Annotated in this window: 19 protein-coding genes; 8 read left to right on the forward strand and 11 right to left on the reverse strand. The window is 61.6% G+C overall.

Features of this window, described 5'->3' with window-relative positions:
* Positions 1–70: 70 nt before the first annotated feature.
* Genes LQ220_RS04855 through LQ220_RS04865 form a run of 3 tightly spaced genes read left to right on the forward strand, consistent with a single transcriptional unit; the run spans position 71 to position 1,919 of the window.
* Complete coding sequence (locus LQ220_RS04855) at positions 71–646, forward strand: shikimate kinase (RefSeq protein ID WP_230187127.1); 576 nt, start codon at positions 71–73, stop codon at positions 644–646.
* Positions 643–1,746 carry a 3-dehydroquinate synthase gene (aroB, locus tag LQ220_RS04860; RefSeq protein WP_230187128.1) on the forward strand — a complete coding sequence of 368 codons (1,104 nt, stop codon included), beginning with the start codon at positions 643–645 and terminating at the stop codon, positions 1,744–1,746. The genes LQ220_RS04855 and aroB overlap by 4 nt, the downstream gene beginning before the upstream one ends.
* Positions 1,746–1,919 carry a DUF2256 domain-containing protein gene (locus LQ220_RS04865; RefSeq protein WP_230187129.1) on the forward strand — a complete coding sequence of 58 codons (174 nt, stop codon included), beginning with the start codon at positions 1,746–1,748 and terminating at the stop codon, positions 1,917–1,919. The genes aroB and LQ220_RS04865 overlap by 1 nt, the downstream gene beginning before the upstream one ends.
* Here the strand turns inward: LQ220_RS04865 and LQ220_RS04870 are convergent.
* The 5 genes from LQ220_RS04870 to radA are packed head-to-tail and all read right to left on the reverse strand — an operon-like array spanning position 1,887 to position 6,441.
* On the reverse strand, positions 1,887–2,213 hold the full coding sequence (locus LQ220_RS04870) for a DUF423 domain-containing protein (protein ID WP_230187130.1): 327 nt from the start codon (positions 2,211–2,213) through the stop codon (positions 1,887–1,889). The genes LQ220_RS04865 and LQ220_RS04870 overlap by 33 nt on opposite strands.
* Positions 2,210–4,018 carry a cation:proton antiporter gene (locus LQ220_RS04875; RefSeq protein WP_230187131.1) on the reverse strand — a complete coding sequence of 603 codons (1,809 nt, stop codon included), beginning with the start codon at positions 4,016–4,018 and terminating at the stop codon, positions 2,210–2,212. The genes LQ220_RS04870 and LQ220_RS04875 overlap by 4 nt, the downstream gene beginning before the upstream one ends.
* Positions 4,018–4,452: an iron-sulfur cluster assembly scaffold protein gene (locus LQ220_RS04880; protein ID WP_230187132.1), complete on the reverse strand. Its 435-nt coding sequence runs from the start codon at positions 4,450–4,452 to the stop codon at positions 4,018–4,020. Before LQ220_RS04880 ends, LQ220_RS04875 begins: the two co-directional genes overlap by 1 nt.
* 48 nt (positions 4,453–4,500) lie before the next feature.
* Positions 4,501–5,013 (reverse strand): CvpA family protein, encoded by a 513-nt coding sequence (locus LQ220_RS04885; protein ID WP_230187133.1) that lies wholly within the window; start codon positions 5,011–5,013, stop codon positions 4,501–4,503.
* A 60-nt stretch (positions 5,014–5,073) separates the two neighbouring features.
* Complete coding sequence (radA, locus tag LQ220_RS04890) at positions 5,074–6,441, reverse strand: DNA repair protein RadA (RefSeq protein WP_230187134.1); 1,368 nt, start codon at positions 6,439–6,441, stop codon at positions 5,074–5,076.
* 105 nt (positions 6,442–6,546) lie between these two features.
* On the opposite strand from radA, the gene LQ220_RS04895 reads away from it, so the two are divergent.
* From LQ220_RS04895 to LQ220_RS04905, 3 genes are read left to right on the forward strand one after another with little or no spacing between them, the layout of a single operon-like run.
* Positions 6,547–7,254, forward strand: a complete 708-nt coding sequence (locus LQ220_RS04895; protein WP_230187135.1) for an endonuclease/exonuclease/phosphatase family protein — start codon at positions 6,547–6,549, stop codon at positions 7,252–7,254.
* Positions 7,255–7,293: 39 nt separating this feature from the next.
* The gene (locus LQ220_RS04900; RefSeq protein ID WP_230187136.1) at positions 7,294–9,648 is read left to right on the forward strand and encodes a patatin-like protein; all 2,355 of its coding nucleotides are present in this window, start codon (positions 7,294–7,296) and stop codon (positions 9,646–9,648) included.
* Positions 9,645–10,133 (forward strand): hypothetical protein, encoded by a 489-nt coding sequence (locus LQ220_RS04905; protein WP_230187137.1) that lies wholly within the window; start codon positions 9,645–9,647, stop codon positions 10,131–10,133. Before LQ220_RS04900 ends, LQ220_RS04905 begins: the two co-directional genes overlap by 4 nt.
* A gap of 48 nt (positions 10,134–10,181) precedes the next feature.
* Here LQ220_RS04905 and dnaJ read toward each other — a convergent pair whose 3' ends face one another.
* Together dnaJ and dnaK are read right to left on the reverse strand one after the other, a co-directional pair.
* A complete protein-coding gene (dnaJ, locus tag LQ220_RS04910) occupies positions 10,182–11,309 on the reverse strand; it encodes a molecular chaperone DnaJ (RefSeq protein WP_230187138.1) in 1,128 nt (375 codons plus the stop codon).
* 141 nt (positions 11,310–11,450) lie between these two features.
* Positions 11,451–13,355, reverse strand: coding sequence for a molecular chaperone DnaK (dnaK, locus tag LQ220_RS04915; RefSeq protein WP_230187139.1), 1,905 nt, complete (start codon positions 13,353–13,355; stop codon positions 11,451–11,453).
* 184 nt (positions 13,356–13,539) lie between these two features.
* On the opposite strand from dnaK, the gene LQ220_RS04920 reads away from it, so the two are divergent.
* Positions 13,540–14,016 carry a copper chaperone PCu(A)C gene (locus LQ220_RS04920; protein ID WP_230187267.1) on the forward strand — a complete coding sequence of 159 codons (477 nt, stop codon included), beginning with the start codon at positions 13,540–13,542 and terminating at the stop codon, positions 14,014–14,016.
* Between the two features lie 38 nt (positions 14,017–14,054).
* Here the strand turns inward: LQ220_RS04920 and LQ220_RS04925 are convergent, their stop codons facing one another.
* Genes LQ220_RS04925 through LQ220_RS04935 form a run of 3 tightly spaced genes read right to left on the reverse strand, consistent with a single transcriptional unit; the run spans position 14,055 to position 18,511 of the window.
* Positions 14,055–14,594 (reverse strand): cytochrome b, encoded by a 540-nt coding sequence (locus tag LQ220_RS04925; protein ID WP_230187140.1) that lies wholly within the window; start codon positions 14,592–14,594, stop codon positions 14,055–14,057.
* A 4-nt stretch (positions 14,595–14,598) separates the two neighbouring features.
* Positions 14,599–16,542, reverse strand: coding sequence for an acetate--CoA ligase (gene acs / locus LQ220_RS04930; RefSeq protein WP_230187141.1), 1,944 nt, complete (start codon positions 16,540–16,542; stop codon positions 14,599–14,601).
* 28 nt (positions 16,543–16,570) lie between these two features.
* A complete protein-coding gene (locus LQ220_RS04935) occupies positions 16,571–18,511 on the reverse strand; it encodes a TonB-dependent receptor (protein ID WP_230187142.1) in 1,941 nt (646 codons plus the stop codon).
* A gap of 283 nt (positions 18,512–18,794) precedes the next feature.
* Between LQ220_RS04935 and LQ220_RS04940 the strand changes: the two genes are divergently transcribed.
* A complete protein-coding gene (locus LQ220_RS04940) occupies positions 18,795–19,469 on the forward strand; it encodes a L,D-transpeptidase family protein (RefSeq protein ID WP_230187143.1) in 675 nt (224 codons plus the stop codon).
* Positions 19,470–19,472: 3 nt separating this feature from the next.
* Here LQ220_RS04940 and LQ220_RS04945 read toward each other — a convergent pair whose 3' ends face one another.
* Positions 19,473–20,819, reverse strand: a complete 1,347-nt coding sequence (locus tag LQ220_RS04945; protein ID WP_230187144.1) for a M24 family metallopeptidase — start codon at positions 20,817–20,819, stop codon at positions 19,473–19,475.
* Between the last annotated feature and the right edge of the window lie 44 nt (positions 20,820–20,863).

Below are 20,863 nucleotides of genomic sequence, written 5' to 3' on the forward strand. Positions count from 1 at the left end.
GTCGCGCATCGTTTCGCCACGAAATCGGCTTTTGCCCTTATGAGCGGGTGGCTGTATAGCCCCGCTCGCGATGCAGCGAAACAGCAAATCCCCTGACGATCCGTCTCCGGCGGCGGCTCCGGCCAGCAGTGCCCTCCAAAAGCAGGGGCCGATCGTTCTTGTCGGCATGATGGGTGTCGGGAAATCCACCGTGGGGCGGCGGTTGGCCGCCCGACTGGGCCTGCCCTTCGTCGATGCGGACGAGGCAATCGAAGAAGCGGCGGGCATGACCATTCCGGAGATGTTCGAACGCTATGGCGAAGCGCATTTTCGCGATGGCGAGCGTCGGGTTATTGCGCGGCTGATCGATGGCGCGCCCAAGGTCATTGCAACGGGCGGCGGTGCATTCATGCAGGACGAGACACGCGCGCTGATCCTGTCGGCCGCGAAAGCCGTGTGGCTGGATGCGGATATCGACGTTCTGGTGGATCGGGTGTCGCGGCGGGAGGGGCGGCCCTTGCTGAAGGGGCGCGATCCGCGCGCCGTGCTGACCGAGCTGGCTGCCATCCGTAACCCGGTCTATGCGCTGGCCCCGATCCATGTGCGAAGCGTAGTCGCGCCGCATGAAACTGCCGTCGAAAATATCGTGAAAGCTCTGGCATTATGACGACCGTTCCGGTGACCTTGGGTAGCCGCAGCTATGATATCCTGATTGCCGAAGGTGCGCTCGATCAGGCTGCTACCCATCTGGCCCGCTTTGCGCGGGGCGGGCGTCTGGTCGTGGTTACGGACGATGACGTTGCCGCCGCGCAATTGACCCGTCTGGAAGAGTCGCTTGCCGCAGGGGGTGTGGCGATTGAGCCTATCGTCCTGCCGTCTGGCGAAGGCACGAAAAGCTGGCGCTATCTGGAAACGCTGCTTGATCGATTGCTCGCGTTGGAAGTCGAGCGCAGCGACCACATTGTCGCACTGGGCGGCGGCGTGATCGGCGATCTGGTTGGCTTTGCGGCCTCCATCCTGAAGCGCGGATGCAATTTCGTCCAGGTGCCGACGACCTTGCTGGCGCAAGTCGATAGCTCGGTCGGTGGGAAAACGGCCATCAACAGCGCAGCGGGCAAGAATCTGGTCGGCGCGTTTCATCAGCCGGCCTTTGTGCTGATCGACCCTTCGACGCTCGACACCTTGCCCTCTCGCGAAGTGGCGGCGGGTTATGCCGAAGTCGTGAAATATGGGCTGATCGACGATGCCGCGTTCTTCGACTGGTGCGAGGCAAATGGCCCTGCGCTGATTGCCGGGGATCGGGCCGCGCAGCTCTATGCCATCGAAAAGAGCGTGCGCGCGAAGGCTGCCATCGTAGCGGATGACGAGCGGGAAACGACCGGACGGCGCGCTCTGCTGAACCTTGGCCATACGTTCGGTCATGCGCTGGAAGCCGATACAGGCTTTTCCGACACGCTGTTGCATGGCGAAGGCGTGGCGGCGGGCATGGCGCTGGCCTTCCGCTTTTCGGCGCGGCAGGGACTGTGCGATCCGGCGGATGCCGCTCGGGTGACTGCGCATCTGCAGACTGTCGGATTGCCGCATGATCTGGCGAGCGCCCATGTTAAGGCATCCGGCGCGGAACTGGTGGCGCATATGCTGCATGACAAGAAGATGGCGGGCGGGAAGCTGCCGTTCCTCTTGGCGCGGGGCATCGGGCAGACATTTCTGGCGAAGGATGTCGATCTGGCCGACGTCGCGGCCTTTCTGGACGAAGAACGCGGTTGATGCCCAATGGCGTCGCGAAAGCGAACTTGCCGTCTAAAATATGCCCGATCTGCAATCGTCCCTTCGTCTGGCGAAAGAAATGGGCGCGGGATTGGGAGAATGTTCTCTATTGTTCCGACAAATGCCGGGGCGCCGCCAAGTCAGCTGCGAAAGTAGATCCACGCGAGCCATAGCCATCCGGCGATCAGCAAGCTGCCGCCAATCGGCGTCACGGCGCCCAGCCAGCGCGGGCCACCCAAAGCCATGATGTAAAGCGTGCCCCCGAAGATTGCGCCGCCCGCCAGCAACAGCGTCGCGGGACCGCGCGCGATACTCATGATCGCAAGGGCTGCGACGGCATGAACGAGCTGATACATGCCGCCGGTACGCAGCCACTCGGCGGCTTGGGGAGAGGATGCACCGTGCGCACCGAAGGCGCCAGCCCCTACGGCAAGAGCAGCAGACAATGCAGCGAGCATAGCGATCATGCGCCTTCCTCCACGGTGTTTACGATGAGAAGCGGGTCTGCGCGATGCTGCGCGTTGTACATCATGCCCCGGCCCGCATAAATGTCGCCGCCCGCCGCAATCTGCCGGTCGAGGCGTTCCCGGTCGGTATCGCGATATTGCCGTTCGACGTTGGCAATGGCTTCGTCCGACATGCCGAGCGCTTGCATCGCCTGCCAACCCATGCACACAGCCGATTCATAGACTTCGCGAACCGTGCCGGTGATGTCGAGTTCGCTCAATTCCATCAACTGTCGCCGGTCGAACGCACGCACGAATATCGCCGCTTGCGGAAAGGCCTCCATGATAGGTTCGAGCAGCTTTCGGTCGAAATTCGGATCGTCGTGGCAGAACGCAATGATCCGTGCATCTTCTGCTCCGGCGCGGCGCAACAGGTCGATGCGCGTGCCGTCGCCGTAGTAGACCTTCACGTCGAAGCGGCCCGACACTTCGATCTGCGCGGGTTTCTTGTCGATCATCGTGACCGCGCAGCCGCTGGCCATGAGCATTTGCGCAACCGTCTGACCGAAGCGCCCGTAGCCGATGACAAGCGCCGTGCCTTGTTCGGCAAGTTCGGGACCGTCCATATCGGAACCGTCCTTAGGCGTGGCGAATTCCAGCCTGCTTGCAAACAGCATCAGGAAAGGTGTGGTTGCCATGGACAGCGTGACAATGGCGCTGAACAGGCTCGCTGCTTCGGGCGCGATCAGGAGAGCATTTTGTGCCTGAGCGAACAGGACAAAGCCAAATTCGCCGCCCTGACTGAGCAACAGGCCCAAAGCGAGACCCTGTCGCCAGTCTATCCCGAAGGCGCGGGCGAGACCGGTAATGATGGCCGCCTTTACGGCAACCAGCACGATGGCGAGGCTGATGACGAAAATCGGATTGGCCAGAACGGCATGGATGTCCAGCACCATGCCGACCGCGAGAAAGAACAGGCCGAGCAGGATCGTGCGGAACGGCTCCACATCGGCTTCGATTTCATGGCGATAGGGCGAATCCGCTAGCATCACGCCTGCGACGAATGCGCCCAGCGCGGTCGAAAGATGCAGGCTGTGCATCAGCGCAGCGCTGGCCAGTACGGTAAATAAGCCGACGGCCACAAACAGTTCACGCTCGCCCAGATTGCCGACAAGGCGGAGCAGCGGGCTAAGGATGAAGCGACCGGCCAGCACCAGTCCGATTATGGCGCCCACGGTATAAAGCGCCATCTGCCACCCCGGAGGCCCAGCGGCGTCGGCGGGATTGCGGGAGAGCGCCGCGATGATGGTGATGAGCGGGACGATCGAGAGATCCTGAAACAGCAGGATCGAGAATGCCTTTTCACCGAAGGGCGAGTTGATCCGGCCGCTGCTTTTCAGGCCTGGCAGAACCTGCGCGGTCGACGACAGGCCGAGAGGCAGGCCGAGGGCCAGCGCTGCGCCCCAGCTAAAGCCAGTGAACAGGAAGATGACGCCGGTAAGCGCGAGGCCGCACGCGATGACCTGCAACAGGCCCAGCCCGAAGATGTCGCGTTTTAGCCGCCAAAGACGGGCGGGATTGAGTTCGAGACCGACCAGAAACAGCAGCAGGACGATGCCGATTTCGGCGATGGCGAGTTTCGATTGCCCGCCGCCGACCAGAGCCAGTCCCTGCGGACCGACGATAGCACCCGCGACGAGGTAACCCAGGACAGCACCGAGACCGAAGCGACGGAAGAGGATGACAAAAGCAACGCCTGCACCGAGCAGGATTACGCCTTCGGACAGGAGTATATCCGTGGCGCTGACGGCCTCTGCAACAGCCATCAGACGTCGGCCTTTACGGCGTCCGCCGCAGCCTGTGCGACGGCGTCGAAGCTGAGGCGGATCGAGGCGTGGCGGGCGGGATAGTCTCGCGCCGGGGCAAGGACGGACAGGCCCGGCCAGAAGGCGAGGTCGTCGTCCGTTCCGGCAAGATAAGCGGCCAGCTTATCGCGGGCCTGCAATAGCGCATCGACATTTTGGCCCACGGCATTGGCGGCCATCAGGGAGGCGGAGGCCTGCCCAAGCGCGCAGGCGCGCACTTCCAGACCAAGGTCTGCGATGTTTCCGGCCTCGTCCATCCGCACGTCCACGGTCACGCGGCTGCCGCATGTGGCGGAGCGGCGCTCAACGCTGGCGTCGGGATCGGCAAGACGCTCGTGGTGCGGAATGCTGGTGGCAAGCCGCAATATGTCGGTATTGTATAAGGGAGCACTCATCTCCGCCCATGTAGGCGACATTGATGTCGGATAGAAGGCGTCGCGTGATTATTGCGCGTCGGCTTTACCCGTGCGGCGCTCTTCCAGAAATTCGCTGATCGCGCGCCCGCTGGCATCGAGGAGCGGGAAAGTGCGCGAGGATTTGAGCCAATCGGGACGCTGCGACCCGCCGCCATAGATGGTGTCGTGCACCAATGTGAAAGCAAGGAACAGTAATGTTACGCCGATCAAGCCTTTGATTGCGCCGAAGCCGCCACCCAAAACCCGGTCGACAGGGCCGAGGATCGATTTGCGTGTGCGTGCGCCCAAAGCGCTGGCGATGAATTTGCCGATGGCGAAGGTCGCGCCAAATACGAGCACAAAGGCAAGCGCAGCCGCGCCGCTTTCCGTTCCGACATATTCGGTGAGGATCGCCGACACCGGCGCATGGAACAGGCGGATGGCGAACACCGCCAGCACCCATGCGATCAGCGACAGCGTTTCCATCACGAAGCCGCGGAACAGCCCCATCACTGCGCCGCCACCGACGATAAGCAGAACGAAAATGTCGAGCGCGGTCATGGCCGTGGACTTAGAAGGTTAGAGGCGGGGAGGGAAGAGGCAACTCTGTCATCCCCTATATCATCCTCTTCCAAGCATATGATCGACGAATTGTGCCAAGGTGCGGTAGCCGCTGAGCGTGATGCCCTTTGCGCCATCTGCCACCGAAGCGGGGACCAGCGCACGCTCGAAGCCCAGTTTGGCGGCTTCGCGCAAGCGCATGGGTGCGTGCGCGACGGGGCGAATTTCCCCGGAAAGCGCGACTTCGCCGAAGAGAACGGCATCGGCAGGTATCGGCTTTTCTGCAAGGGCGGAGATCAAGGCACCGGCCACAGCCAGATCGGCGGCAGGATCGGATATGCGGTATCCGCCCGCGATATTGAGATAGACCTCGCAGGTCGAGAAGCTGAGCCCGCAGCGCGCCTCCAGCACCGCGAGGATCATGGCGAGGCGTCCGCTGTCCCATCCCACGACCGCGCGGCGCGGCGTTGCGCCGCTGGCGAGGCGGACGGTGAGCGCCTGTATTTCTATGAGGACAGGGCGGGTGCCTTCCAGAGCCGGAAAGACCGTCGCGCCCGTTACCGATTCGTCGCGATGGGTGAGGAACAGGGCGGAAGGATTGCTGACTTCGGCTAGCCCTTCCTCCGCCATAGAAAACACCCCGATTTCATCGGTGCCGCCAAAGCGGTTCTTGATCGCGCGCAGGATGCGATATTGATGGCTGCGCTCGCCTTCGAAACTCAGCACCGTATCGACCATATGTTCCAGCACGCGGGGACCGGCGATGCTGCCGTCCTTCGTCACATGGCCGACCAGAACGACGGCGGTGCCCCGCTGTTTGGCGAAGCGGATCAATTCCTGCGCAGAGGCGCGGACCTGACTGACAGTGCCCGGTGCGCCTTCGATCAGGTCGCTGTGCATCGTCTGGATCGAATCGATGACGAGCAGGGCAGGGGGCTGGCTTTCGCCCAAGGTGGTCAGGATGTCGCGCACGGACGTCGCACTGGCCAGTTGCACAGGCGCACTGCCGAGGCCGAGCCGTTGCGCGCGGAGACGCACCTGATCGGCCGCTTCCTCACCGCTGATATAGGCGACCGACAGACCGCGCATGGCCATCCGTGCTGCTGCCTGCAACAGCAGCGTCGACTTGCCGATGCCGGGATCGCCACCGATCAATGTCGCCGATCCCGATACGAGGCCGCCGCCCAAAGCGCGGTCGAATTCCGCGATGCCAGTGCTGGCGCGAGGCGGCAGGGCAATGGCGCTGTCGAGGCCGATCATCTGCAATGCGCGTCCGCCGGTCTGAAGGTCGTGCTTGGCCGCAAAGACGGTGTCGCCCGCTTCTTCGTACAGGCTGTTCCATTCGCCGCAGTCGTCGCACTGCCCCTGCCAGCGCGGGGCGATGGATCCGCATTGCTGACACACGAATTTACGTTTTGCCTTGGCCATTCCCAAATCCCGCTAAATCCCGTCCTTCATATCAGAACATATGCGGAACACTAGTCCTGTTTGCGCTGATGGGTGGAAACATAGCGGACATTGAGGCATTGGGCGATGATGGGACAAACCACCTTTCGTGTCGCCACCTACAATATCCGTAAAGCCATAGGGACGGATCGCCGTCGCAGTCCGGAGCGTATCCTGGACGTGCTGGCCGAACTGGATGCCGATGTCGTGGCGTTGCAGGAGGCAGACCGGCGTTTCGGCCCGCGCCTTGCCGCCATTCCGGCGCGCTTGCTGGAGAGCCACAGTCCTTACCGCGCCGTGCCGCTGGATGTACGGGTGGAAAGTATGGGCTGGCATGGCAATGCCATATTGGTGCGCAAGGACATGGATGTTCCTGCGCATGATATCGTCCATCTCCCCTGCCTGGAACCGCGCGGTGCGATCATGGCTGAAGTGACGACGCCGGTTAGCCCGGTACGGCTGTTCGGGATGCACCTCGACCTGTCGGGATTGTGGCGCCGTCGGCAGGCCGCCGCGGTCATCCATGCCGCCGACGCGCGCGATGCGATGCCGACGGTCTTGATGGGCGATCTCAACGAATGGAGCGCCGACCGGGGATGCCTGGCCGATTTCGCGCGGCACTACCGCTTTGCGCCGTGCGGACGCAGCTTTCATGCACGGCGGCCTGTCGCGCGGCTGGACAGGATTATGTATTGTGACCGGCTGACATTGAGTGCTTGCGGCGTCCATGAAAGCGCAGCGTCGCGCAAGGCGTCGGATCACTTGCCGATCTGGGCTGAATTCGCGCTGGCTTAAAATCGTGACATTCCTCCCTGCATTTGCGATGCGTCGCATATGAGGGAGAAGGAGCTTCGGCTGGCGCTGGTATGTTATGGCGGGATCAGTCTCGCCATTTACATGCACGGGATCACCAAGGAAATCTGGCATCTGGCACGGGCCAGCCGGGATTTTCATGACGGCATTGCAAAGGATGATCCGCATGGTAGCTCGCGCACCGTCTATCGCGATCTGATTGCGGACATCGAAGCGGAGACTGGCACCAGACTGCGTATCCTGCCGGACATCATTGCGGGGGCGAGTGCGGGCGGGATCAACGGCATATTCCTGGCGCAAGCCATAGAGACAGGCCAGTCGCTCGATCCGCTGACGGCGTTGTGGATGGAATATGCCGATATAGACCGGCTGCTCGACCCCGATGCGCGTCCGGCGGCGAAGGTCACGAAATTCTGGGCCTCTCCGCTGGTGTGGATGGCGGCGCGGCGGCCGGGTGACGCTGTGGAGCGAACGGTCGCGCCCGAGACACGGGAAGAAGTGCGGATGAAGCTATCGCGCTTTATCCGGTCCCGCTGGTTCGAGCCGCCCTTTGGCGGGGCGGGGTTCAGCAACATGCTGCTCGACGCCTTCGATGCGATGGCGAGGGAGCCTGCCGGTACGCCGCTATTGCCGCCGGGGCATCCGCTCGATCTGTTCGTGACGGTCACCGATTTCGAAGGCTATCCCGAGAGTCTGGAACTGCATAGCCCGCCGCATGTGATCGAGACCGAGCATAGGTTGTCTTTGGGCTTTTGCGCGCGCGGCCGGTCGCGCGATGAACGAAATTTTGCCGATCCCATCGAATTGGCCTTTGCGGCGCGCGCCACGGCCAGCTTTCCGGGGGCCTTTCCGCCTTTCACGGTGCGCGAACTGGACGGCGTACTGCAAGAGCGGCAGCGGCACTGGCCGGGGAGGGAAGCGTTTCTTAAACGGGTGTTGCCCCGCCACAGCGCGCTGGGCAAAGCCGAAGACGCAGTGCTCATCGATGGGTCTATCCTTGCCAATGCCCCGTTTGCGCAGGCTATCGGCGCGCTGCGCAATCGCCCCTCGCGTCGGGAAGTCGACAGGCGCTTTGTCTACATCGATCCCAAGCCGCATAGCCGCAGCATAAAGCTGACGCGTAGCGGGGAGGCGCACGAATTGGCCGAGGGGGAAGTGGCGCCGCTGCCCGGCTTTTTCCGTACAATCTTCGGCGCGCTCAGCGATATTCCGCGCGAACAGCCCATCCGCGACAATCTGGATGCCATCGAGAGGCGGTCGCGGCGCATCCTGCGGATGCGGCAGATCATCGACGCGCTGCGTCCGCAGATCGAGCATGACGTGGAAAGCAGTTTCGGCGGGACATTGTTTCTCAACCGCCCGACACCGGCGCGACTGGCAGGCTGGCGGGCGAAAGCTCAGATGCGGGCGGCGGGCGCAGCGGGCTTTGCCTATCCCGCTTACGGCCATTTGAAACTGTCGGGCATCGTCGATGACATTGCCGACCTGTTGTTCCAGTTGGGAGCGGACGATAATGCCGGGCAGCGGGACGCGACACGGCAGGCCATCTGGGGACATGTACGTGCGGCGGGGATCGACCAGCTAGGCGGCGATCGACGCGACAGTGCGAGCCCGGAGACGGTGCAGTTCTTTCGCGATCATGACCTGAGTTTTCGGGTGCGTCGCCTGCGCTTTATGGCGCGGCGGTTGGCGGAAACGCTGGAAGTGGAAAGCGAGGCAAGCGCAGATGCGCTGACTGCCATGCATGATGCGATCTATGGCGGGTTGGCTGTGTATCTGGAACGCGAATCCGCCGAATATTATGGCGATGCGCTTGCCGATGCTGCTGGACGCGTGCGCGCCGATCCGGGGAGCGTGCTGACCGCTTTGGCGGCGGCACGCGATTTGCGCGCGTGCGACGAGGCGGCAGAGTTGCTGCTGTCCGATGCGCTGTCCGAACTGCCCAAGGCGGAGCGCCGCCTGCTACTGCTCGCTTATCTGGGTTTCCCCTTTTACGATATCGCGACGCTCCCGCTGCTGCAGGGGGAAGGGCTGGACGAATATGATCCGGTAAAAGTCGACCGTATTTCGCCGGAGGATTGCTCGGCGATCCGCCCTGCCAATGCGGCGGCGACGTTGCGGGGGATGGAATTCAACAACTTTGGCGCCTTTTTCAGTCGGGCCTATCGCGAGAACGATTACCTGTGGGGGCGGCTGCATGGAGCCGAGCGGCTGATAGACATCGTGCTTTCGACACTGCCTGTAGGTATCACGCTTCCTGCCGACACCGTCACCCGCTACAGAAAAGCAGCGTTCCATGCGATATTGGATGAGGAAGAAAAGCGGCTGAGTCTGGTGTCGGATTTGATCGCGAGCCTGCGGAGGGAAATTGGGTGAAGCCAGGGTCGGGAAGGGCGATAGCGGTGCTGATGCTGCTGACATCCGCCTGCTCCCGTTCGCCCGCCGAAGATACGGTGCAGAACGAGACACCTGCATTGGCGGAAGCTCCTAAGCCGGCAGTCGAGTCCGCTCGCACGGAGGAGGCGCCCGAAGCTCCGGCGGTGGTTGCGAAGATTGCAACGACTCCGGTGCCGGATTTGCCGCAAGACGAGACGATCGCCAACAGCACGCAAGACGCCATGCCCTTCCCCGATGAAGTCACGGATTTCATGGTCGCCCGCGACGGATGCGACCATTTTCGGGGCGAGGAGCCCTATGACGAGGAGCGTCGCGTCTTTCTGGAGGACAACATTCGTACGCTATGCACCGGCAGCGACGTCAAGCTCGCGGACTTGCGCAAACGCTATCGCAAGGACGCCGAGGTGATGTCGGCGCTTCACGAATATGCAGACCAGATCGAAACCCCGCCGTCGCCGGAATAATACTGGTCGCGGGGGCGGCACGTGGCCGCCCCCGCGTTCACCGGGTGATTATCCCAGCATATCCTTCAGCTTGCTGAAAAATCCAGTCGATTGCGGACATTCCTCGCCGGTTTCCGTTTCACGGAAGGCTTCGAGCAGTTCTTTCTGCTTGGGCGTAAGGCGTGTAGGAGTCTCTACGTCGATCTGTACGACCATGTCGCCATGACCACGACCGTTGAGAACCGGCATGCCTGCGCCGCGCTGACGCAGTTGCTTGCCGGACTGTATTCCCGCCGGGATGCGGATTTCATGGCGCTCGCGGTCGAGGCCGGGGACTTCGATTGTTCCGCCCAAGGATGCAGTCGTGAAGCTGACAGGCGCGCGGCAGAACAAGGTCGTGCCTTCGCGCTCAAAGATGCTGTGCCGCTCCACGTGCAGGAAAATGTAGAGATCGCCTGAGGGTGCGCCGCGCGGTCCGGCTTCGCCTTCGCCGGTCAGGCGGATACGTGTACCTTCGTCGACGCCCGCGGGAATGTTGACCGAAAGCGTCTTCTTCTTGTCCACTCGGCCTTCGCCGCGACATGTGCCGCAGGGGCTTTCGATGACCTTGCCTGCGCCGTGACAGGATGGGCAGGTGCGTTCGACCACGAAAAAGCCTTGCTGAGCGCGGACCTTCCCATGACCGTTGCAGGTGCCACAGCTTTTAACGCCAGTGCCAGGCTTTGCACCCGATCCGTCACACCTATCGCACGGCGCGGAAACTTCCACGTCGATCGCTGTTTGCTTGCCATGATAGGCATCTTCCAGACCGATTTCGAGATCGTAGCGCAAGTCTGCGCCGCGGCGGCTGGCCTGACGTCCGCCGCCCCCGAAACCCGACTGGCCGAAAATCGTTTCGAAGATATCGCCTAAGTCGGAGAATCCGCCTGCGCCGCCGCCAAAGCCGCTCCCGCCACCCGGTCCGCCATTCTGGAAAGCAGCATGGCCGAAGCGATCATAGGCTGCACGCTTCTGCGGATCGTTCAGCACAGCATAGGCTTCGCTGACCGCCTTGAACTTGGCTTCGCTATCCGCGCATCCCCCGTTCTTGTCGGGGTGATATTTCATCGCCAGCTTGCGATAGGCGCTCTTTAGAGTCGCGCCGTCAGCCGTGCGATCGACTTCCAACAGCTCGTAAAAATCAACTTCGGTGCTCATAGTGCCCTCACCCCTTCAAGGGAGAGAGTTGGAAGGGAAGGCTGCGCACGCCCATGTTTGCCATGCTCACGCTTTAGCCACCGACTTCCATCCCCCTCTCCCCGACCCTCTCCCCTGAAGGGGAGAGGGGGGAGTTTTTCCTTACGCTTTGCTGTCTTCGTCTACTTCGGAGAATTCGGCATCGACCACGCCGTCATCTGCCTTGGCTGCCGTTTCGGCACCCGGCGAGGCACCGGCGGCCTGCTCCTTCTCGTAGATCGCTTGACCCAGCTTCATGGCAATCGTCGCCAGTTCCTGTGCCTTTGCCTTCATCGCTTCGATGTCGCCGCTTTCGACAGCTGACTTGGTCGCAGCAACGGCAGTTTCGATTTCCGACTTGAGCGACGCATCGACCTTGTCGCCATGCTCTTCAAGCTGACGCTCGGTCGTGTGGATCAGGCTTTCCGCGTTATTCTTCGCTTCGGCGGATTCACGACGCTTCTTGTCTTCTTCGGCAAACTGCTCGGCATCGCGGACCATCTGATCGATGTCGGAGTCGGACAGACCGCCCGAAGCCTGGATCTTGATCTGCTGCTCCTTGCCGGTACCCTTGTCCTTGGCGGACACGTTGACGAGACCGTTGGCGTCGATGTCGAAGATAACCTCGATCTGCGGTACGCCACGCGGTGCCGGCGGAATGCCGACGAGGTCGAACTGACCCAGCAGCTTGTTATCCGCCGCCATTTCACGTTCGCCCTGGAACACGCGGATCGTCACGGCCTGCTGATTGTCGTCGGCAGTCGAATAGACCTGAGACTTCTTGGCAGGGATAGTGGTGTTGCGATCGATCATGCGCGTGAACACGCCGCCGAGGGTCTCGATACCCAGCGAGAGCGGGGTAACGTCGAGCAGCAGCACGTCCTTGACGTCGCCCTGCAGAACGCCTGCCTGAATGGCAGCGCCCATCGCGACGACTTCGTCAGGGTTCACACCGGTGTGCGGTTCCTTGCCGAAGAATTCCTTCACGATTTCGCGGACGCGCGGCATACGGGTCATGCCGCCGACGAGAACGACTTCGCTGATGTCGCTGGCGGTAACGCCTGCGTCGGCCAGTGCCTTCTTGCAAGGCTCCAGCGTGCGCTTGATCAAATCGGCAACCAGCTTTTCCAGATCCGAACGCGTGATCGTCTTCACCAGATGCTTCGGACCGTTCTGGTCGGCAGTGATGAAGGGCAGGTTGACTTCGGTGCTTGCCGCCGAAGACAGTTCGATCTTCGCCTTTTCGGCTGCTTCACGCAGACGCTGCAGCGCCAGCTTGTCGCCGCGCAGGTCGATGCCTTCCTGCTTCTTGAACTCGTCGGCCAGATATTCGACGATCTTTGCGTCGAAATCTTCGCCACCCAGGAAGGTGTCGCCGTTGGTCGACTTCACTTCGAACACGCCATCGCCGATTTCCAGCACGGAAATGTCGAAGGTGCCGCCGCCAAGGTCATAAACGGCGATGGTCTTGCCGTCCTGCTTGTCGAGGCCGTAAGCCAGAGCGGCTGCGGTCGGTTCGTTGATGATGCGCAGCACTTCAAGACCGGCGATCCGGCCCGCGTCCTTGGTGGCCTGACGCTGGGCGTCGTTGAAATAGGCCGGAACGGTGATGACTGCCTGCGTCACGGTTTCGCCAAGATAGCTCTCGGCGGTTTCCTTCATCTTCTGCAGCGTGAAGGCGGAAATCTGCGACGGCGAATATTCTTCGCCACCGGCCTTGACCCACGCATCGCCATTGCCACCGCTGGCAATCGCATAGGGGACCAGTTCCATATCCTTCTTGGTCAGCGGATCGTCGAACCGACGACCGATCAGACGCTTGACTGCGAAAATGGTGTTTTCCGGATTGGTGACGGCCTGGCGCTTGGCCGGCTGACCGATCAGGCGCTCGCCATCCTTTGTAAATGCAACGATCGACGGCGTCGTGCGCGCGCCTTCCGAATTTTCGATTACCTTCGGCTTGCCGCCGTCCATAACTGCAACGCAGCTATTGGTGGTGCCCAGATCGATTCCGATAACTTTAGCCATGTATGTCCTCTTTAACCCCAAGACGTTCAGCGGTTAGCGGCCTTGCCCTGCACATCATGCCAGCACAAGTACCGTCTCGAATGTCGATATAGGGGGGCTTTTGCTTGGCACAAGAAGCTACGGCGATTAGGGACGATGCAATATTATGTTCGACCGGAAACGGGACAGAAAGGATACAGCCATGATGCCGTCATTTTCACGGATGCTTGCTACTATCGGTTTGCTGACGGCGCCGATGCTGCTGGCGGCCTGCGCCGATCCCGCACCCTTGTTCGTGGATCAGGCGTGGATTCGGGTCAGCCCCAACAAGGACATGCCCTCGGCAGGCTATTTTGTCGTCCACGGCGGGGAGACGCCGGTCGAGCTGCGGGGCGTGATGACCGACCGCGCGCTGCGCGTGGAAATGCATGAAACGATGAACATGGGTGGCAAGATGACGATGACGCCGGTCACTGCCGTGCCGGTCCCCGCCAAGACGCAGGTCGCGTTCGCACCGGGCGGCAAGCATTTGATGCTGTGGGGCGTCAATCCCGAAGCGGTTCAGCAGGGGAAGGTTCCGCTGACGTTCCTGTTTTCCAATGGCGACCGGATCATCGTCGACGCCATTGTCCAAAAGACGGGCTCTGCTGCGCCTGCCGGTGCAGAGCATGAAGGGCACTGAGGCAGACCCGGAAACCTTCGCCTGATGGTGGGCTGCGATCAGCCCGCCATACGGCGAAGGATGGTGTCCTTCAGCAGAAAATGATGGCGCAGCGCCGCTGCGATGTGAATGAGCGCCAGGACGCCGAACAGGATGGCGAGGATTTCATGCCCTTCGCCCGAAATGTCGACAATGGCGTCGCCCTTGGTCACCCCGAATTTCGATATCGGGAATAAGCCGAACCAGTCGAGCGGCCGCGTTCCGGCCGATACCATGATCCAGCCCGTCAGCGGCACCAGCACCATGAGCAGATAAAAGGAGGCATGCGTAGCGTGCGATGCAGCCTTTTCCCAACTGGCCATGTTGGAGGGTAGCGGTGGCGGCGGATTCACCAGTCGCCAGACGATCCGAAGAACCGTCAGGAAAAACACCGTAATGCCGGTCGATTTGTGCAGGGGCATGACATTGACGATCCCTTCCAGCGCATCGTGCGCGAGCCCGCCGATGATGTTCAGGATCACGAGAGTGGCGATGACCCAATGGAGAAGGCGGGCCACGCTGTCGTAGCGTGATTGCGGATGAAGGGGGATACTTGCCATATCGTCAGCTTACGCGGTTCGCGACCAGATTGTCCACGACCGATGGATCGGCCAGCGTGGACGTGTCGCCCAGCGCCTGAGAGGAAACCTCCCCCTCCGCAATTTTGCGCAGGATACGGCGCATGATCTTGCCCGAGCGGGTCTTTGGAAGACCGGGTGCGAACTGAATGGCGTCGGGTGTGGCGATGGGGCCGATTTCAGTGCGGACCCATTTGACGAGATCCTTGCGGAGATCGTCGGAAGGCTCTTCGCCTGCGTTTAGCGTGACATAAGCGTATATGCCTTGCCCCTTGATATCGTGCGGCATGCCGACAACGGCGGCTTCTGCAACCTTGGCATGCAGGACGAGCGCGCTTTCGACTTCGGCGGTACCCATGCGATGGCCCGATACGTTGATGACATCGTCGACACGTCCGGTGATCCAGTAATAGCCATCCTCGTCGCGGCGTGCGCCGTCGCCAGTGGTATATTTGCCGGGATACATGGTGAAGTAAGTCTGGAAGAAACGCTCATGATCGCCCCACACGGTCCGCATCTGGCCGGGCCAGGATCGGGCGATGAGGAGATTGCCTTCGGCTGCGCCCTCCAGAACAGTGCCTTCTGCATCCACGATCTGCGGTTCTACGCCCGGCATAGGCAGAGTGGCCGATCCCGGTTTCAAATCGGTGGCGCCCGGCATGGGAGCGATCATCGCTGCGCCCGTTTCGGTCTGCCACCATGTGTCCACGATCGGGCAGCGGCCTTCGCCCACGACGCTGTGATACCAGCGCCATGCCTCCGGATTGATCGGCTCACCTACGGTGCCCAATATGCGCAGGGACGCGCGGCTGGTCGACGTGACATAGCCGTCGCCTTCCTTCATCAGCGCGCGCAGCACGGTGGGCGCTGTAAAAATCGTCTGCACCTTATGGCGGTCCACCACTTCCCAGATACGGCTGGGTGTGGGCCAGTTGGGCAGCCCCTCATACATCAGCGTCGTTCCGCCATTGGCGAGCGGGCCATAGACAATGTAGCTATGTCCGGTGACCCAACCGATGTCCGCGGCGCACCAGTAGATTTCGCCCGGACGATAATCGAAGCACAACTCATGCGTCAGGCTTGCCCACAGCAGGTAGCCCCCTGTGGTGTGCAGAACGCCCTTAGGCTTCCCCGTCGAGCCCGATGTGTAGAGGAGGAAAAGCGGATCTTCCGCATTCATCGGTTCCGGCGCGCAATCGACTGACGCGCTGGCAGCGGCCTCATGATACCAGATGTCCCGACCGTCCTGCATCGCGATCTCGCCGCCAGTGGCTTTCACGACAACAACGTGATCTACGCAATGGCTGAGCGCCAGCGCTTTGTCGACATTGTCCTTCAGCGCGACGATCTTGCCGCCGCGTCGCCCCTCGTCGGCGGTGATGACGAGGGTGGAATCGCAATCGGTAATCCGGCCCGCGAGCGCCTCTGGCGAGAAGCCGCCGAAGACGACGCTATGGATTGCGCCGATGCGCGCGCAGGCAAGAAGGGCAAAGGCCGCTTCCGGGATCATGGGCATATAGACCGTGACCCGGCTGCTTTTTTTGGCACCGGCGGCTTTCAGCACATTGGCGAAGCGGCACACTTCTTCATGCAATTGCGCGTAGGTGTAGCGGCGAGGCTCTTCCTTCGGATCGTCCGATTCCCAGATGATCGCGACGGCGTCCGCGCGTTCCGCCAGATGGCGGTCGATACAGTTGGCCGACACATTAAGGACGCCGTCGCCGAACCAGCGTACGCCGAACGCGTTTTCGTCAAAGCTGCTCTCATCTGCGACTGTTGGCGGCGTGATCCAATCGAGGCGCTGCGCTTGTTCGAGCCAATAGGACTCGGGTTCCGCCAGCGAGCGGGCATGTTCCGCCGCACGGCTTTCTGCATTGCGAAGGGCTTTGGTGGCCCATTCGGCTGACACCGGGAAAAGGTCTTGCGGCATAGTCGTCATCCTCTTCGTCTTATTCCATTCAACCTTCGACCCGGAAACCGATCCATAGTGTCCGGGGCGTACCAAGGTCCATCGATCCGCCAGCGTTGCGGGTTACGACAGCCTTGTCGAAAATATTCTCGGCCCGCCCGACAATGGCGAGATGTCGACCAATCGGCAATCGCGCGAAGGCATCCAGCGTGATGGCACCGGGCAGAGCATCTGTCTGGAGATCGTCTTCATATTGGCGTGACACATAGCGCAGCGTGGTGGATAGCGACGGTCCATTGGCGGGTGCCCATGCCAATGTAGCGCTGGTCGCATGGCGTGGGCTTTGTGCGGGTACGAGGCCGTCGAATGGCTTTAAGGGCGCTTTCACCGTCGCATGGCTGTAGGCGTAGGATGCGATCAGCGACATGTCGCCGCTCCGTGCGCTCGCGGTCAACTCAACGCCCTTCGCTACGATGGCATCGACATTTTGCCGCTGACGCTGATTGGTGCCGATCGTGACATTGGCGACGGCATTGCCCAAGCGGTTGTAGAAGCCGGTGATGCCCAGCGCGACACCCGGGAGCGGTGTCAGGTCCGCACCGATCTCCGCGCCTTTCAGTTTTTCAAGGCCAAGTGCGGCATTGGCCTGCGTCGTCACGGGGAACACCGCGAAGGGCCGATACAGTTCGTTCAGCGTTGGAAGGCGGAACCCGGTATATCCGGCAGCGCGCAAGGCGATGGCTTCATTGGGCCGGAACAGCGCGCCGGCCCGCCCGCTGAATTTCCAGCCGTCCCGGTCGGGATAGAGCGTGTCGCCGGTAAGGGTGCCCGCCGCGTTACGGGTTTCGAACTGACCGTCCGTAATGGTCCACCGGTCGGCGCGGGCTCCTCCGGTGAGGATGAGCTGCCCTATCGTCCAGTCGTCCTCAACAAATATGCCTGACGTGCTTTGGCGGCCGAATGCGTGGCGGCGAGCGGTTACGACGCCTGTGTTGGCGTTGTACGCATCTTCGAACATATTGCCGCTGGCATAGCGGGTATCCGCGCCGATGCGCAGGACGTGATCGGGGCCGACAGGCGGGCGCAATTCTATCTTGCCGCCGATGCCGGTGGAGGGCGTGTTGCGCTGATCCAGCGTTTTGCGGAAGCTGCTGGAACTGATGACCACGTTGCTGAAATTGCGGGCCTGGACATAGGCCAGCGCATCGATCTGCCATGCGCCGCGTGACACGATGCGAAGGCTGGCGTCCTGTCCTTCGCTATGGCTGTCTGCGCCGTTGAAACGGAGAGTCCGGTCATCGTTGAATATCAACGCGCGGGCCTGAATTTCCAGCGTGTCGCTGATCGGTGCGACGGCGCGGATGCTGGAGGACCAGCCGTCATAGCGCGCAGGGACATCGGCGATGGTGCGTTGTGTGCGCGGCGTGGTGTAAAAACCGTCGCCGCGGTCCCATCGTCCGGACACCGAGACATAGCCTGCACCCAGGTTCGGCGTGACGGTGCCTGACAGTTCGGTGGAATCGCGGCTGCCATACAGGGCGTTGCCGCTGAACAGGGGTAAATCGCTGCGTGGGGCGCTTTCCATTTCGATGGTTCCGGCCACGGCGCCTGCCCCGAAAGCCCCGGCTCCGCCCCCTCGCGTCACGCGGATGGCACCCAGCCGATCCGGGACAATCGCGCTGAACGGAATATAGCCGAAAAACGGATCGGCCATCGGTACGCCGTCGAGCAAGACCAAGGCACGGCTGGATGCGTTGCCGCCCAGCGCGCGCAGGGTTGTGCCCTGTGCCGATGGATTGGCCGACCGACTGTCCGACCGGCGAAACTGCTGAAAGCCAGCGACGTCGCCCAACACGGTTTCCAGCCGTCCCGAAGCCACCGAAGTCAACCGCTCCCGCGTTATCACGACCGATCCATAGGCGGGCGTCCCGGGCGGGGAAGGCAAGCCTTGCCCCGTCACCACGATTGATTGCACTGCCTCCTGCGCCATGGTCGGTGTGCAAAACAGAGCAGATGATATGATCAGGCAGGCGCGACGCATTGTGGTTCCTTCAGCGCTCCGATCTCAATCCTGAGACGAGGCGTCTCTCTTCGCGTTAAGACAGCGCCTCCCTTTGGTACATTCTTCTTTGGGTCAAGCCGATAAGCATATTTTCCCATCCATTTGCGAATTAACGAATGGCTGTGTCGTCGTCCCGAAGCGGCACAGCGGAAATCGGCCTCTCGCCTTCTTTTCCAGATCGGCTAAGGACAAGGTCTGGAGTACCCCTTGCATGAATATCATTAGCAAAATCAAAGCGATCAAGGCTCGTGATGTCATCCGGGCAGGATTGGGTATCGCTTTGGTGGCAACCGCCATTCAGGTGACGAGCAAGCCCAGCCGCCCCACGGATAAGCCGCAAGCCGTGGCGCCGCTTATCACGGTCAAGCCTGCCGTAGTGGCGCAATCTACGGTCAAGCCCGTCGCGGCACCTGTGGAAAGTCCTTTTGTCGTAAAGCGCGTACTGACCATTGATGGGCCGTTCCGGCATGGCGATTACAAGTGGGACGATAAAGGTGTGCCTGCTGGTCCGCTGGTCATTACCGTGGACCTCAAAGCGCAGACGATGTCGGTATTCCGTGGCGGGTATGAAATTGGCGCGGCGGTGATCGTCTATGGTGCGACGGACAAGGAATCGCCTGTTGGCACCTTCCCGATCTCAGAGAAGGACGCCGATCATGTGTCCAACCTGTACGATGCGCCGATGCCCTATATGCTCCGGCTCACCAATGACGGCGTCGCGATCCACGGCAGCGACGTGCAATGGGGTAATGCGACGCATGGCTGCATCGGTGTGCCGACCGCGTTCGCGAAGCTGTTGTTCCAGCAAGCGAAGCTGGGCGACCGCGTCATCATCACCGATGGGAAAATGATGGACGTCAGCGGCGCGACGACCACCAAAGCGTAATCTTCACGGCTTGTTGGCGATCAGGTGAAATTCCGTCTGCCGTCCGTCGAGATACTGTACTGTCTTGCCGTCGAAGAAAGCGTCCTCTTCCCGGCGGAACACCACGCTTTGATCGTCCCATTCGGGCACTTTTACGGTTGCTGACAATTCAATCGACCAGGCGGTATCGGCGCGTAATGGATGATTGCCGGAAGGGCCCGGTTGCTGATTGTCCCAGAAGCCGATGGCGCTGCCAGCCGCATGGCCATGATAGCCGATAGGATGCGAATAGATCGTCGGGTTAAGTCCGGCGGCGCTCGCCTTGCTACGCGCTGCGGCCAGCATCTCATTACCCGTCAGGCCGGTTTTGAAGCTGGACGTCAGTGCGTTCATCACTGCATTGCCCGCCGCCATTCCCGCGCGCAGACCAGCGGGCGCATCGCGCTCATCGGCTTTCAGCACATAGGCCAGATGCTGCGTGTCGGTGTTCAGCCCCAGATAGGTGATGCCGAAATCGGTCCACAGCATGTCGCCGGGCTGGATCACGACGTCTCCTGAAATGTCGTTCGCTTCGCCCTTGCGGAAGATATGCACGGATGGCTGGAACCATGTGTCGAGTTTCAGTCCTGCAATCCGTTCGCGATACCACCATACAACATCGTCGGCGGTCGTCTTGCCGGGGGTGATGACCGCATTGGATAGCCCTTCGGCGATGATGGCATGTGCTGTGCGGACGATTTGCGGATACATCTTCATCTCGGCGGGGATGCGTGTTTCGAGCCAGCCGACCGCCAGCGGTTCGGCGGACACGATCCGCGCGCGTTGATCGGGCGTCAGGGCCGCAACCAGATCCTGATACTGCCCATGCGTCAGGCCATCGCCGAATGCCGTGCGCGGGGAGATGTTGAGGCCGATTTTCTTGGGGTTTCGCTCGGCGATCAACTGCGCAAGGCGCTTCCATTGGTCGGGCTGCGTCTCCGGCGTCCATGCTGCGGCGAAAAGCGTGCCGAGGCCATAGCGACTGACCGTCAGCCGCTCGATAGGTTTGCCGTTGCCGGGATCGTAGAACACCAGGATCGTGCGCCGACGGGCATGCATGGATTCAGCGTCCAGCATCGTCGCGACGACGGTGTCCTCCATATATTCCCGCGCGACGAGCACCCACATGTCGATGCCGTGTTCGCGCATCAATTTGGGAACGACGCTGTCCAGTCGCTCCGCCAGCCAGGCATCGCGCAACGCGGCTTGATCGCGCAGAGGCAAGACCGGGGGGACCGTGGGATTGCGCGCCTCGGTCATGCTTAACGGCATTTGCGCCTGTACGGGCAGCGACATGGCCAGAGCGGCGACGCCCAAATAATATGCCTTCACGGTAATCCCCTTGTCATGAGGAGCGCACTGTATCGCGTAGTGGA

Source organism: Sphingobium sp. CECT 9361 (assembly GCF_918741285.1).
Lineage (GTDB): Bacteria > Pseudomonadota > Alphaproteobacteria > Sphingomonadales > Sphingomonadaceae > Sphingobium.